This window comes from Stenotrophomonas sp. PS02301, assembly GCF_029959485.1.
GTDB lineage: Bacteria > Pseudomonadota > Gammaproteobacteria > Xanthomonadales > Xanthomonadaceae > Stenotrophomonas > Stenotrophomonas maltophilia_Z.
On the sequence record NZ_JASCOO010000041.1, the window covers coordinates 1 to 14,454 of the forward strand.

General features: G+C 67.5%; 13 protein-coding genes. 6 read left to right on the plus strand and 7 right to left on the minus strand.

Annotated features, from left to right (window positions below):
- Positions 1 to 81 precede the first annotated feature (81 nt).
- From QMX81_RS11545 to QMX81_RS11555, 3 genes are all read right to left on the minus strand, one after another.
- Complete coding sequence (locus QMX81_RS11545) at positions 82 to 1,404, minus strand: heme biosynthesis HemY N-terminal domain-containing protein (RefSeq protein ID WP_282261625.1); 1,323 nt, start codon at positions 1,402 to 1,404, stop codon at positions 82 to 84.
- A gap of 3 nt (positions 1,405 to 1,407) precedes the next feature.
- The gene (locus QMX81_RS11550) at positions 1,408 to 2,385 is read right to left on the minus strand and encodes a uroporphyrinogen-III C-methyltransferase (protein ID WP_282261627.1); all 978 of its coding nucleotides are present in this window, start codon (positions 2,383 to 2,385) and stop codon (positions 1,408 to 1,410) included.
- A gap of 109 nt (positions 2,386 to 2,494) precedes the next feature.
- Complete coding sequence (locus tag QMX81_RS11555; RefSeq protein ID WP_152154150.1) at positions 2,495 to 3,271, minus strand: uroporphyrinogen-III synthase; 777 nt, start codon at positions 3,269 to 3,271, stop codon at positions 2,495 to 2,497.
- Between the two features lie 43 nt (positions 3,272 to 3,314).
- Between QMX81_RS11555 and QMX81_RS11560 the strand changes: the two genes are divergently transcribed.
- From QMX81_RS11560 to QMX81_RS11580, 5 genes are all read left to right on the plus strand, one after another.
- Positions 3,315 to 3,785 (plus strand): YiiD C-terminal domain-containing protein, encoded by a 471-nt coding sequence (locus QMX81_RS11560; protein WP_026070058.1) that lies wholly within the window; start codon positions 3,315 to 3,317, stop codon positions 3,783 to 3,785.
- A gap of 31 nt (positions 3,786 to 3,816) precedes the next feature.
- Positions 3,817 to 4,251 carry a hypothetical protein gene (locus QMX81_RS11565; protein ID WP_121044462.1) on the plus strand — a complete coding sequence of 145 codons (435 nt, stop codon included), beginning with the start codon at positions 3,817 to 3,819 and terminating at the stop codon, positions 4,249 to 4,251.
- Positions 4,252 to 4,330: 79 nt separating this feature from the next.
- Entirely contained in the window at positions 4,331 to 4,768 is a 438-nt protein-coding gene (locus tag QMX81_RS11570) for a rhodanese-like domain-containing protein (protein WP_121044459.1), read from the plus strand.
- Between the two features lie 105 nt (positions 4,769 to 4,873).
- The gene (gene secB / locus QMX81_RS11575; RefSeq protein WP_282261633.1) at positions 4,874 to 5,389 is read left to right on the plus strand and encodes a protein-export chaperone SecB; all 516 of its coding nucleotides are present in this window, start codon (positions 4,874 to 4,876) and stop codon (positions 5,387 to 5,389) included.
- Between the two features lie 17 nt (positions 5,390 to 5,406).
- On the plus strand, positions 5,407 to 6,432 hold the full coding sequence (locus QMX81_RS11580; RefSeq protein ID WP_121044455.1) for an NAD(P)H-dependent glycerol-3-phosphate dehydrogenase: 1,026 nt from the start codon (positions 5,407 to 5,409) through the stop codon (positions 6,430 to 6,432).
- A 615-nt stretch (positions 6,433 to 7,047) separates the two neighbouring features.
- Here the strand turns inward: QMX81_RS11580 and QMX81_RS11585 are convergent.
- Positions 7,048 to 7,620, minus strand: a complete 573-nt coding sequence (locus QMX81_RS11585; RefSeq protein ID WP_183073837.1) for an Ax21 family protein — start codon at positions 7,618 to 7,620, stop codon at positions 7,048 to 7,050.
- A 278-nt stretch (positions 7,621 to 7,898) separates the two neighbouring features.
- A complete protein-coding gene (locus QMX81_RS11590) occupies positions 7,899 to 8,537 on the minus strand; it encodes a response regulator transcription factor (protein WP_121044447.1) in 639 nt (212 codons plus the stop codon).
- Between the two features lie 74 nt (positions 8,538 to 8,611).
- Here QMX81_RS11590 and QMX81_RS11595 point away from each other — a divergent pair, with 74 nt between their 5' ends.
- The gene (locus QMX81_RS11595) at positions 8,612 to 12,172 is read left to right on the plus strand and encodes a transporter substrate-binding domain-containing protein (protein ID WP_121044443.1); all 3,561 of its coding nucleotides are present in this window, start codon (positions 8,612 to 8,614) and stop codon (positions 12,170 to 12,172) included.
- 15 nt (positions 12,173 to 12,187) lie between these two features.
- On the opposite strand, the gene QMX81_RS11600 is transcribed toward QMX81_RS11595, so the two are convergent.
- Both QMX81_RS11600 and QMX81_RS11605 read right to left on the minus strand, forming a co-directional pair.
- A complete protein-coding gene (locus QMX81_RS11600; protein ID WP_121044440.1) occupies positions 12,188 to 12,577 on the minus strand; it encodes a c-type cytochrome in 390 nt (129 codons plus the stop codon).
- A 98-nt stretch (positions 12,578 to 12,675) separates the two neighbouring features.
- Positions 12,676 to 14,352: an electron transfer flavoprotein-ubiquinone oxidoreductase gene (locus QMX81_RS11605; RefSeq protein ID WP_282261641.1), complete on the minus strand. Its 1,677-nt coding sequence runs from the start codon at positions 14,350 to 14,352 to the stop codon at positions 12,676 to 12,678.
- Positions 14,353 to 14,454: the final 102 nt, after the last annotated feature.

Sequence of the window (14,454 nt, forward strand, 5' to 3'; positions counted from 1 at the left end):
CCGCTGGCCGGCTCCTCAAATCCTCTCCGGGACTCCGCATTGCCGGCCAGCGGCCGGCACTACCGGGTGCCGCGTCGCACGTTACGGCAGGCGCGGATTGCCGAACTCGTCGCGTTCCACGTGCAGGCGATCCTGCACCGGCGCCGGTTCGCCCATCAGCGATTGCTCTTCGATGGTGGCGCGTTCGGGCACGATCGGGTCCAGTGGCGTGGTGGTCGATGCACGGGCCAGCGCCACGCTGTCATCCCCACGTTGCTGGCGCAGGGCATTGGCGAAGCACTGCGAGGCCAGCGCGGTCTCGCCGCGATCCAGGAACACCTCGCCCAACGCTTCCCACGCGGCCGGGCCGGCGCCGGCGGCAATCGCGCGGTGCAGGTAATCCTCGGCCAGCGTGCGCTGGCGCTGACGGGCGGCAATGCGGCCCAGCGCCAGCAGCAATGCGGGGCTGGCGGGCTGCGTGGTCAACCAGCGTTGCAGGTTGGCCTGGCGCGTGGCCAGCTTTTCGACCGGCATCTGGCCGTAAAGCGTCACCACCGATTCGTCCCAGCGCGTGTCCAGGGCCTGTTCGAGGTTGAGCAGAGCCGGTTCGTCCCAGTCCAGTGCCACTGCGCGCAGCGCATAGGCGGAGACGACATCGGGATCGCTGCGCAATGCCTTCGGCGTGGCTTCCCACTGGGCGGCCAGCGCGTTGACGTCACCGGCTTCCAGCAGCGACTGTGCGGCCAGGCGGATTTCCAGCTCGGCCACGGCCGCATCCGGCAGGACCTTCTGCTTGCGCAGTGCGCCCAGCTGGCCATAGGCCTCATGCGCGCGATCGGCACGTGCCAGCGCTTCGGTGCGAAGCCACAGGCCACGCGGCGGCAGCGGCTGGATCGCGGCAACGTCCAGCACGTTGATCGCATCGACCGGGCGTTCCTGTGCCAGCAGGCGTTCGGCCAGCAGCAGGGCGTGGCTGGTGGCATCTTCGGTGGCCAGGCGCTGCAGGTACTGATTGAACGCCGCATCGTCATCGCGCGCCTGCGCACTGCGCACGGCGGTGACCAAGGCGACCGCGCTCACTTCCTTGTCCTCAGCAGCGCTGGTCAGCAGCTTTTCCGCGCGCTGCCAGTGGCCCTGTTCATGGGCCTGCAGGCCTTCGGTCAGGCGGGCGCGGCCCTGCTTGCGGCGGTAGCGGCCCCAGGCGCGGAACGGCGAGGCCAGCAGACTCCACAGCAGCCACAGCACCAGCACCCCGACCAGCACCATCAGCGCGACCTGGGGCACGGTAGAGCGGTAGTCGGTGCCGCCGTAGCGGTAGATCACTTCGCCGAATTGGCGCAGCTGTTCGGTGCCGAGCCACTGTGAGGCGATCACGCCCAAGGCCACGGCCAGGAGCAGGACCACCAGAGATTGAAAGGGCTTCATCGATTATCTCCCGTTACGCATCGAGCGCAGTTGCTGCAGGGTGCTGCCCAGTTCGGGCAGCGATGGACGCAGCTCGCAGGCGCGTAGTTGCTGCAGTTCAGCACGTTGCTCGCGCAGAGCAGGTGAATCCGGCCACAGCCGCGGCAACCACAGTGCAACGCGGTCCAACGCCTGGAGATACCCGGACGGGTCGCCGCGCTCCACCGCTGCCCGCGCCAAGGTCAGTTCCAGCTGCAGCGAATCCCACGCGGCCACGCGGTCGGCTTCGGTCAGCGGGCCCTGCAGGCGGGTGGGGGTGATGGTCACGAACGGCGCCAGCACCTGGTGCCACCATGGCGTGCCGGCAGTCGTATCGGCCGGGGCGTCGATCTGTTCGGGGAGGGTGGTCAGGGCCTGGGCGAACCGGCCCAACCGTGCCTGGGTCTGCGCGCGCACCCCGGGGCCGAGCGCCTCCACCGCATTGCGCTCCTGCATCAATGCCTGCCGCAGGTTCAGATACTCGTTGCCCTGCACGTCGTCCAGCGAGGCGGCCGCCAACGCGTACAGGCGCTTGGCGCCTTCTGCGTCATCGGCATAGGCCAGCCGCTGGCCGGCCTGGCTCAACAACAGTTCGGCTTCTTCCAGCTGCAGTGCCTGCGCGCCGTGGCGGGTGCTGTCGGCCAGCTTGGCCAGGTTCTCTTCGAGCAGCGCATTGCGCTGGCTCAGGCCGAGCATTTCATCGCGCAGCACGCGGTTGGTGGCGGCGGCGTCCTGCACGCGCTGGGAGGTCGAACGCTGGTCGCGGCGCAGTGCTTCCACGCTGTCCAGCAGGCCCTGCACCTGCAACTGGTCGTTCTGTTCGCGCAGTCGTTCCTGCGCCTGTCGCGACTGCCACTGCGTCCAGCCCCAGGCGCCGCCGCCGGCCAACACGACGAGCGCCGTGATCGGCACGATCCAGCGCAGGGGGCGGCTCGGAGAGGGGAGCGAAACAGGGTCATTCATACGGGCATCCTTGTCGCGCGCGCCGGGCAATCCGCTTGGCTGGCGAGCGACGTGGCACACAGCATCGCCCGCCGCCCAAGGCCCCTGCAAGACCGTCCCGGCTCCCTGTTCAGGAAGATGCGGGCGCGATGAGGGCGGCGTGTGCAGCCGCGACCAGCTGTGCCGGCAACGGCCCGGCTGCGACCCGTACCTGCCCGAAGCCTGCGGCGCGCGCCTGTGCGGCCAGCCGCTCGCTGGCGGCCACCACGGTGGCCGCGCGCAGCGGTGCCTGCAGATCGTCGGGTAACTGCACCAGCAACAGCGCCAGGGCCTCGCCGCTGCTCAGTGCCAGCACCCAGGGCATGGCCGCGCGGCGCAGGCGCTGCAGGGCGCGCGGGGCCAGCGGCAGCGGCTGGCGCGCATACACGTTGGCGCGCAGCAGTTGGGCACCGCGTTGCTCAAGGGTCTGCGCGATCACCCCGCGGCCGCCCGGGGCGGTAACCAGGCCCGCGCGCAGGCCGTGCAGGTCAGCCAATGCCGGCAACGCAAGCAGGCCCTCGCTGTCCATCCGCGCCGGTGCGGCGATGTCCTGCGCGCCCTGGCGGTGCAGCGCCGCCGCCGTGCCGGCGCCCACGGCAAGCCACTGCCCCGGGTGGGGCGCGGCCAGATCCACCAGGCGCGCGGCGGCCTGCACCGCGGCAGGGCTGCTGAAGACCACGCGCTCGGCCGCCAGCGCGGCGGTGAGGTCGGCGTGGGTGGCAGCATCGCGCTGGGCCTGCAGCGCCCACGGCGACAGCGCGATGAGGTGGGCGCCAGCCGCCTTCGCCGCACGGCGCAGCGGCGCATGCTGGCCACGCGGGCGCAGCGAGATCAGGGTCCAGGGCGCGACTTTCGTTTCGGTGTTCATTGCGGGCATTATGCGAGCCCTTCGATGTGACGTGATCAGCCAGATGTCCGCAACCGATTCCCTGCCGGCGCAATTGTCTGCGCTGCAGCATGTCCTGGATGCCATGCCGCCGGTGGCGGCCATGCAGATCCGGGTCCACGACTACCGCGATGGCGTCCTGCACATCCACGCTCCGCTGGCAGCCAACGTCAACGACAAAGGCAATGCCTTCGGCGGCAGCCTGGCCTCGGCGCTGACCCTGTCCGGATGGGCGCTGGTGACCCTGCGCCTGCGCCTGGCCGGGTTCGATGCGGATGTCTACGTGGCCGACAGCCATATCCGCTACCTCGCCCCGGTCTATGGCGATCTGCACGCACAGGCCCAGGCCGATGCGGAAACCGACTGGGACAGCTTCCTGGCCACCTTCGCCCAGCGCGGCAAGGCCCGCATCAGCCTCACCGCCCGCCAGCCGGGCGAAGGCGACAAGGCCGCCGCGGAACTGAGCGGCCGTTTCGTGGCCTTCGCCAGGCGGTAGGATGGGCGCCTTGCCTATTGGGGGAATTCGCATGCGCCGTACGCTTCAGATCCTGCTGATCGCCTTGTTCGCGCTGACCAGCGTGAGCGCACTGGCCGCCGAGCAGAAGACCACCAGGAAGCAGCGCAAGGAACTGGAGGAGACCCAGGTCAAGTACGACGCCACGATGCGCTGGGGCACCGTCGAGGACGCGCTGCCCTACCTGGATCCCGACTATGCCCGCGCCCACCCGATGACCGACCTGGAACTGCGCCGCTTCGAGCAGGTGAAAATCTCCAGCTATCGCGCCGGCGACAACGTGCCGTTGCCCGATGGCCGGGTCGGGCGCAACGCCGAGGTGCGGGTGATCAACAACAACACCCAGTCCGAGCGGACGGTACGGGTCCGGGAGATCTGGCGCTGGGACGCCGAGGGCAAGCGCTGGCTCCAGGCCAACGGCCTGCCGGACCTCTGGCAGGAACGCTGACCCCCCGCCCGCACGGGGCTGGACGCCGATTCGCCCGCATGTGCGACAATCGGCGCCCGCTTATCGACCCGTGATCTTAGTGAATTACGAAGAGTTGCTGGCCTTTGCCGGCCGAAACCCGATGTTGTCGATGGCCCTGGTCGGCCTGACCGTGGCCATCATCGTGACCGAAGTCCGCCGCCTGTTCCGCGGCTTCAAGTCGCTCAAGCCAGCGGAACTGACCCAGCTGATGAATGCCGGTGGCGCCATCGTGGTCGATCTGTCTTCGAGCAGCGATTTCGAGAAGGGCCATATCGCGGGCAGCCGCAACGTGCAGCCGGCGCAGTTCGGTCCGGAGCACAAGCTGGTCGCCAAGGCCCAGCAGAGCCCGGTGGTGCTGGTGTGCCGCAGTGGCAATGCCTCCGAGACGGCCGCCAAGGCGCTCAAGAAGGCCGGTTTCACCCAGGTCAACGTGCTCGACGGTGGCATCCCGGCGTGGCAGCAGGCCGAGTTGCCGCTGGTCAAGGGCCGCAACTGATCCCCCTCGGATTGCAGCGCACGCCTTGTGCGCGGCCCACAGCGCCCCCATCGCAGGGCATGTAACAATCCGTTTTTACAGCATTCATTTTTGGAGCAACAGGAAATGTCCGAAGAGAACACCAACGGCGCCGTCGCGCCGGTCGACGCCGCTACCGGTCCCTCGTTCACCGTCGAGAAGATCTACGTCAAGGACGTTTCGTTCGAATCGCCGAACGCTCCGGCCGTCTTCAATGACGCCGTGCAGCCGGAACTGCAGCTCAACCTGGACCAGCGCGTGCAGCGCCTGGGCGAGAGCGCCTTCGAAGTCGTGCTGGCCGTGACCCTGACCTGCAAGGCCGGCGAGAAGACCGCCTACGTGGCCGAAGTGCAGCAGGCCGGCGTGTTCGGCCTGGTCGGCCTGGACCCGCAGTCGATCGACGTGCTGCTCGGCACCCAGTGCCCGAACATCCTGTTCCCGTACGTGCGTTCGCTGGTGAGCGAGCTGATCCAGGCCGGCGGCTTCCCGCCGTTCTTCCTGCAGCCGATCAACTTCGAAGGCCTGTACGCCGAAACCCTGCGCCAGCGTCAGGAACAGGGCGAGACCTCGCTCGCCGATTCCGAGCCGGCCGGCAACGCCTGATCGGCGCTGCAGTACGGATGAGCAACCACGCAGACAAAATCGCGGTTCTCGGCGCCGGCTCCTGGGGCACCGCCCTGGCGAGCCTGCTCGCGCGGCATGGTCATCCGACCGTGCTGTGGGGGCGCGATGCGGCGATGGTCGAGGCCATCGACCAGCGCCACGAGAACACCCGTTATCTGCCGGGCATTCCGCTGCCCGAGTCGCTGCGCGCGACCACCGATCTGGCCGCTGCCGTCAAGGACGCTGCCTGGATCCTGGTGGTGGTGCCCTCGCATGCCTTCGGTGAAACCGTGCGTGCGCTGGCACCGTTGCGGCCGGCCGATGCCGGCGTGGCCTGGGCGACCAAGGGCTTCGAACCAGGCTCCGGTCGGTTCCTGCACGAAGTGGCGCGTGAGGTCCTTGGGCCGGACGTGCCGCTGGCGGTGGTGACCGGTCCGTCGTTCGCCAAGGAAGTCACCCAGGGCCTGCCGACCGCGATCACCGTGCACGGTGACGCGCCGGACTTCGCCCAGCAGGTGGCCGATGCCATGCACGGTCCGGCGTTCCGCGCCTACACCGGCGATGACATGGTCGGTGCCGAGCTCGGCGGTGCGATGAAGAACGTGCTGGCCGTCGCCACCGGCGTCGCCGATGGCATGCAGCTGGGCCTCAATGCCCGTGCCGGCCTGATCACCCGTGGCCTCAACGAAATGCTGCGGCTGGCCGCGGCGATCGGTGCCAAGCCGGAAACCCTGATGGGGTTGGCCGGTCTGGGCGATCTGGTGCTGACCTGCACCGGCGATCTGTCACGCAACCGACGCCTGGGCCTGGCCCTGGGCCGCGGCCAGACGTTGACCGATGCGGTGCGTGAGATCGGCCAGGTGGTGGAATCGGTGCAGACTGCCGATGAGGTGATGCGCCAGGCGCGGCGTCACGGCATCGACCTGCCGATCTCTGATCGGGTGCGCGCGGTGCTGCACGGTGAGCAGACGCCGGAAGAGGGATTGCGTGCGCTGTTGGCACGCGAACAGAAGCCGGAGTATCCGGACACGCTGTTCAAGTGATGCACGAAAAACCCCGGCAAGCGCCGGGGTTTTTTTTGGTTCTTCTTCCATCCGCGTTGCAGGCATGAAGCGCGCTATGAGCCTCTTCAGGCGTGGCGGTGGATGGGTCGGGCGCTGGGCCGCGATGGCCTTGCCGGCGAATGTCCCCCGGCGTCGACCTGCGGCCGCCGCCTCCTCCTTTATTTCGCCCACAAGGCCATCGCGACCCACGTATCCAGACCACTTGGCGCCGACAGAAAGGCACGGTCTCCCGCACGCCTGACGCACGCTGAGTCCCCTATCGGCGGGTAGGTCCCTGGGCAAAATCAAGGAGGAGGCCGTCGCCGTCAGGCGTCGGCCGGGGGACATTTGCCAAGGGGCCTGCCCGCCGATAGGGGACCCTTACGCTCGCGGTAGACCTGAGCGGAGACAGCACCCGATCCACAATGCCCCTGAACTACCTGGTCACCGCCAGAACGAAACAACCCGGCGCAGGGCCGGGTTGTTTCGTGGCGTACCGACGAGGGTGTCGCCAGGTGCTGCATATAAGTGAAGCCCGGCGTGAGCCGGGCTTCATGGCGCAGGGGAGAGAGACCGCGCCATCCAACAACGTACCGCGGTATTGCGTCGTGCGTATTACCAGGTGAAGCGCGGACCGACGAACCATTCCTTGTCGCCGCCCTTGGCCAGCTTCACTTCGCCGGCCAGGCCCCAGTTCTGGTTGAGCTTGGCCTGGGCGCCGACGCGGCCGTAGAACTCGCCGTCCGGGTTGATGCCGTGCTTCTTGGTGTAATCCTCGTAACCGGCCATCACGTAGCCTTCGAAGTTCGGGGTGAACGCGCTGCGCACGCCGACTTCGGTCGAGTAGCCGTTGAAGTCCAGACCGTGCTTCGGATCGAACTTCTGGTAAGCAACGCGGGCGACCAGATCGGTGGTCGGGGCGATGCCGTAGTTGTAGCCGACACCGACCTTCCACTGATCCACATCATTGCTGCCGCGCTTGGTTTCCTGCGCGTTGTAGTCACCGAAGACGTGGAAGTTCGGCGCCACGGCGACCGAGCCCTTCACCGCCCAACCGTCGGCGTCGCCGCCCTTGGCATCGGTGTTCACGTAGCCGCCTTCAACATAGTTGTACGACAGGCCATCGGTTGCCGAAGCAGCGAACGGCAGTGCAGCGAGCAGACCCAGGGCAAGCAGGGAAGTCTTCATCATCGGGGACACCTTTGTATTTTTTGGTTTTGTCCGCCAGCAGAGGGGAGGGAGATCGCTGCTGGCGACAGGTGTGAATTATCCGTTAGTCACCCCAATTAGCCCTGAATATCAAACTGAGCAGTACATAAATGCGGCCACATTCCGGGGAACTCTTCATGCGCGATCTGTTAGATGCGCGCGCAACACATCAGGCACGACGCAGCGCCATTGAAAGGGCGGTGTGGATCGCGCGTGCAGTGACGCAAGCAGAGGTGCCGTCCGCAGGACGGCGGCGATCAGCGTTCGCCGTCGCGCAGGTAATCGAACAGCTCGGCATCGCCCTTCAGACCGAGCTTCAACATCGCATCGCCCTTCTGGCGGCTGATGGTGCTCACGCTCTTGTGCAGATGCATGGCGATCTCTTTGACCGTCATGCCGCTGCCGAGCAGGCGCAGCACTTCGACTTCGCGCGGCGATAGCGGCTTGGCCTCGCCTTCTTCCACGCTGTTCGTGCCGATCGCGTCAATGCGCTCTTTCAGTGTGAGGCTGACGTAGGCCATGCCGCGCTGCACGGTCTGGATCGCCAGCGGCAACTCGTCCATCGACGAGGTCTTGTCGACCAGGCCGAGCACACCCGTGGCGACCACCATGCGCAGGATCGCCAGGTTGTTGGAGACGCTGAGCATCAGCACCGGCAACGTGGGGAAACGCCGGCGGATCATGGCGATCATCGCAAAGCCATCGGCCTGCTGGCCGCCGGGCATGGAGTAATCGGTAACCAGGACATCGCACGGGTGATCGGACAGCGCGGCCATCAATTCGGCGACAGTACTGGCCTCGGCCACCACCTGGCCAACGCCGCTGGATTCGATCACGGCCTTCGTGCCGATCCGTACGACCGGATGGTCGTCGGCAATGATAATGCGCAGGGTCATGGACTAGTATTGCCTGTAAGGCAGCCGTCGGGCCGTGCCGGGGTGGGGACAACATTCTACGGAGATCAGGCAGCATGCGTATCCGCGTCGTTCGCTGGCTGGTGCTGCTCGTGCTTGCAATGGCAGCGGGCGTGTCGGTATCGGCCGCCAACCCCCTCGCCTTGTCGCCCCGGCAGAGCGAGTGGCTTGGCAAGCACCCTACCATCATCCTGGGTATGTACGACAGCGGCTGGCCGCCGTTCGAATCCTTGCACGAGGGCAAGCCGGTCGGCCTGGGCTATGACTACCTGAGCCTGCTCACGCAGCAGCTGGGTGTGCAGGTGAAGGTGCGGATGTACCGCGACTGGACCGAGGTGCTGGATGCAGCATGCCGCGGCGAAGTTGATGTGGTGATGAACATCACCCTTACCGCCGACCGCACCCGCTGCATGGTCTATACCCGTCCCTACGCCGATGCGCCGCTGGCGCTGGTCGGTCGCCCCGGTGATACCCGGGCCTCGGCCGATCCGGACCTGCGCGGGCTGCGTGTGGTCACCGAGCGCGAGTTCGTCACCAGCGAAGAAGTCCGCGCGCGCTTTCCCGTTGCCCGCCGCGTGATCGCTGCAAACACCACGGCCGCGCTGGCCATGGTCGGCAAGGGCGAAGCCGATGTGTATATCGGCAATGCCTATGTAGCCACGTCGCTGATCGCCGAGCGAGGGCTCACCGATGTCGCGTTGCTGCGCCCCAGCGACCTGCCGCCGGAGCGTCTGCACTTCGGGGTGCCCAACGCCAAGCAACCCTTGGCCGAAGCGCTGGATCTGGGGTTGGCGGCGCTGGCGGACACCGAACGCGCGCGCCTGAAGCGGCGTTGGCTGCAGACGCCGGAATGGTCGGCGCAGTCGCAGATGATCCTGGGCAATGCCGAAAAGCGTGTATTGGCGACACCACTACGGCTGGCATTCGCGCCGAATGCGGCACCGCTGGCGTTCATCGACGGCGCCGACCAGCCCAGTGGCGTGGCGGCCGAATACCTGCGCCTGCTGCGGAACGTGGGTGCCCAGCTCACCCGCGTGCCAGCGCATGACTGGTTCGAGGCGCGCGAACAACTGCGCCGTGGCGAGGTCGATGCCATCATGGGCATCCCCAATGACTCCACGTACCTGGGTGACGACTGGGTATTCAGCCAGCCCTTCATCACTGTGCCCAACGTGATCGTGACCGCCAGCGGCAGCCGGTCGGTGCTCGGCATCGGCGATCTGGACGGACGCAGCATCCTGCTGACCGATCCGGACCGGTTGCGGGGCTACATCCTGCAGCAGGCGCCGAACGCCCGCATCGTGCCGGCGCGCAGCACCGAACTGGCCTTGGCCCGGCTGGCGCATGGCGATGCCGATGCCTACATCGGCAATCTGGCCATCGTCGACCGGATCGTGCGCGAGCGCTATCCCGCGCAACTCCACGTTGCCGCACCCGCTGGCTTCAGTGATCGGTTGTCGCTGGCGGTCAAACGACGGTACGCGCCACTGGCGACCACGTTCGACCGCATGCTGGTCAACATGAGCGCGCGTGAGCACGAGGCGATCCGCAGTGACTGGCTCTCGGCCGAATACCGCAGTGACCTGGACTGGCGCGGCATTGCGCGCTGGGCGGTGCCGCTGGCGCTGGTCCTGTTGACGGCGCTGCTGGTGCACGGCTGGGGATACTGGCGGTTGCGCAATGAAGTGGCGATGCGCCGGCGGGTCGAGCAGCGCTTGGCCGAAGTCACCGACAACCTGCCGGCGATCGTCTACCAGGGCCGGCGCGAGCGCGATGGCCGCTTGTCGCTGCCGTATATCGCCGGCGACACGGACGCCCTGTTCGGGGTCACCGCAGCCGAGGCCATGGCTGACGAAAGCGCCTTGATGGACCGCATCGACGAGCGCGACCGCCCCGGTGTGCGCCAGGCCATGGAACGCGCCGCGCGCGACTTCACTCCGTTGGACATGGAGTTCCGCACCTCCCCACATGGCACGCTGCACTGGGTGCGCGCGCGCGCGCTGCCTTACGATGCCGAAGACGGCGCGCTGCTGTGGAGCGGCTACTGGGTCGATGTCACCGAGGCGCGCGCGCAGGCCGATGCGCTTGCGTTGGCCAAGGCCGCGGCCGAGCGCGCCACCGCTGCCAAATCCGAGTTCCTGGCCACGATGAGCCATGAGATCCGCACGCCGATGTCCGGGGTACTCGGCATGGTCGAGGTGCTCTCGCACACCGCGCTGGATGGGGAACAGCGCCGTATCATCAGCGTGATCGAAGACTCGGCGCAGATGCTGCGGCAGATCCTCGATGACCTGCTGGACTACTCCAAGATCGAGGCTGGCGCGCTGACGCTGCAGGCACATCCGGTGGCGCTGCGCGCATTGCTCGGCAACGTGCAGCAGCTGCTTGCACCGCAGGCAGTGGCCAAGGGACTGGACCTGCAGATCCAGATCGACGACGACGTCGCGGCCATGCATCTGGCGGACGGTATGCGCCTGCGCCAGATCGCGTTCAACCTGCTCAGCAACGCTATCAAGTTCACCCACGCTGGTGAGGTCGACATCGCACTGACGGTGCTCGGCATCGATAGCGATGGCGCGCAGCAGCTGCGGCTGACGGTGCGCGATACCGGCATCGGCATTTCGCCGGCGCAGCGCGAGCATCTGTTCGCCCCGTTCGCGCAGGCCGATGCAGCGACCAGCCGCCAGTACGGGGGCACCGGCCTGGGCCTGAGCATCTGCCAGCGCCTGGTCGCCCTGATGCACGGCACGCTCACGCTGCACAGCGTGCCCGGCGAGGGGACCTGCGTGGAGGTGCTGCTGACGGTACCCACGGTGCCGGTGGACGAACAGCCCGGCGCGGCGGAAGACCAGGCGCAGAGGCTGCCGGTGCCGGCAGCGCTGCTGCAGCGGCGGGTACTGATCGTCGAGGACCATCCCACCAACCAGGCACTGATGGGCTGGCGCATGCAGCAGCTCGGTCTGCCGCACGTGCTGGCCGAGAACGGCGAACAGGCGTTGGCGCTGCTCGCGCGGACCCGTTTCGATCTGGTCCTCACCGATTGCCGGATGCCGGTCATGGACGGCTATGCCATGACCCGGCGTATCCGTGAGCAGGAGCGCGACCGCGGCACCGCCCGGTTGCCGGTGATCGCGCTCACCGCCAGCGCGATGGAGGACGATCTGCAACGCTGCCGCGAGGCCGGCATGGATGATCTATTGGCCAAACCGGTGGCGCTGGCCGCCTTGCGCCAGGCACTGCTGCAGTGGTTGCCGGACGCGCCAGCTGCTGCGGATGTACAAGGCAGCCTCCCTGCGCCGCCCGACCGGGCCGCGCTCACGCGCCGGTTTGGATCGGCGCACGTGGCCGCGGTGTTGATCGAAAGCCTGTGCAGCGCCTCCGCGGAGGATCTGGTGCAACTGCAGGAGGCCCTGCACGAGCGTGCGGCACCGGCGCTCGTGGATGTACTGCACCGGCTGGTGGGCGGGTTGGCGACGCTGGGGGCGGATGCCTTGGTGGTGGAGGCGCGCCATCTGATGGACAGCATCGACGACGACGGCGTGGCGGCGCATGCCGAGGCGGTCGGTGCGTTCGATGCGGCGTTGCGTGCCTACCTGGAACAGCTGCAGGCGTCCTGACCGGTTCCGTGGCGATCAGCGCTGCTGCTGCAGGTACTCGATCACCTGGCGCCGGCGCTCCGGGTCGGCGGTGGTGTTGACCATACGGGTGCCCGGCACCACATGCGTGGGCGAGCGCAGGAACGCATCCAGGGTCTGCTCGTTCCAGGTCAGCCCGGCCTCGCGCATGGCGTTGGAGTACGGGTAGCCGGTGACACTGCCCGCGCGCCGGCCGATCACCCCGTGCAGGTTCGGGCCGAAGCGGTGCACGCCGCCGGGGCTGACCGTGTGGCAGCCGGCGCAGATCGCGAACGCGCGCTGCAGATCCTGCTGATGGGCCTGCTCGGGCGTCTGCGGTGCGCGCGAACACGCCGCCAGCAGCAGGCAGGCCAGTAACGGCAACGTCGATCGGAAAGCAGGGGCCATGGCGCAGCGGTCACGTCCAACAGGACGCTCAGGATAGCGAGCGCGGCGGTGACTGCCGCGCCCGATGACCTGCGACCGGTGGTCGCAGGCCGTGTCGATCACATGCCCGAATAGTTTGGGCCGCCACCGCCCTGCGGGGTCACCCAGACGATGTTCTGGGTCGGGTCCTTGATGTCGCAGGTCTTGCAGTGCACGCAGTTCTGCGCATTGATCTGCAACTGTTCGTGCCCGTCGCTGCCGACGAACTCGTACACGCCCGCCGGGCAGTAACGCGCTTCCGGCCCGGCGTATTCGCTCAGGTTGATCCGCACCGGCACACTGGCATCCTTGAGCGTCAGGTGGCTGGGCTGGTCTTCGGCGTGGTTGGTGCTGCTCAGGAACACCGAGCTGAGGCGGTCGAAAGTGAGCACGCCATCGGGCTTGGGATAATGGATCTTCGCGTGCTTCGACGCCGGCTCCAGGCAGGCGTGGTCCGGGGTGCTGTGGCGCAGCGTCCACGGCGGGTTGCGGATGCCCAGCTTGGGCAGCAGCCACTGTTCGATGCCGGTCATCAGCGTGGCCACGGTCTGGCCCTTCTTGAACCACTGCTTGAAGTTCTTGGCCTGCTGCAGCTCGGCATGCAGCCAGCTGCTCTCGAATGCCTGCGGATAGGCGCTCAACTCATCGTGCTGGCGATCGGCGGCGAGCGCATCGAAGGCTGCATCGGCGGCGAGCATGCCGGTCTTGATCGCGGCGTGGCTGCCCTTGATCCGGCTGACGTTGAGGTAGCCGGCCTCGCAGCCGACCAGCGCGCCACCGGGGAACACCGTCCTGGGCAGCGACATCAGGCCACCGGCGGTGATCGCACGCGCGCCGTAGCCGATGCGCTTGCCCCCTTCCAGGTGCTTGCGGATGTCCGGGTGCGTCTTGAAGCGCTGGAACTCTTCGAACGGGCTCAGCCACGGATTCTTGTAGTCCAGGCCGACCACATAGCCGATCGAGACCTTGCCACCCTCGGCGTGGTACAGGAACGCGCCACCGTAGGTGTCGTTGTCCAGCGGCCAGCCGGCGGCGTGCACCACCAGGCCCGGTTCGTGCTTGGCCGGATCGATCTGCCACAGTTCCTTGATGCCGATGCCGTAGGCCTGCGGATCCTTGTCGGCATCGAGCTGGAAGCGGGCGATCAGCTGGCGGCCGAGATGGCCGCGCGAGCCTTCGGCGAAGATCGTGTACTTGGCGTGCAGCGCCATGCCGCGCTCGAATGCCGGGCCGGGCTGGCCGTTCTTCTCGATGCCCATGTCGCCGGTGGCCACGCCGATCACCGCGCCATCGTCGCTGTACAGCACTTCCGCCGCCGGGAAGCCGGGGAAGATCGCTACCTCCAGCGCCTCGGCCTGCTGCGCCAGCCAGCGGGTGACCTCGCCCAGGCTGACGATGTAGTTGCCTTCGTTGTGGAAGCACTCCGGCAGCAGCGCGTTGGGCGTGCTGCGCGATCCGGACTCGGTGAGGAACAGGAATTCGTCGCGGGTGACCTTCTGCTTCAGCGGTGCGCCGCGCTCGGCCCAGTCCGGGAACAGTTCGGTCAACGCGCGTGGGTCGATCACCGCGCCGGAGAGGATGTGCGCGCCGGGTTCGGACCCCTTTTCCAGGATGCAGACCGACAGCTCGCGGCCAGCCTCGATGGCGCGCTGGCGCAGCCGGATCGCCGTGGCCAGGCCCGCAGGGCCGCCACCGACGATCACCACATCGAATTCCATCACTTCACGCGGGGGCAGGACGTTGATTTCTTCGCTCATGGGGCTGCGTAACTCTTGGGTAGTGCCGCGGGTTGAACGGCGGCGGTTGCCTGGGAATCGCCCGTGTCACGTCACGGCGAAACGGTGGATCAATGCGCCAGA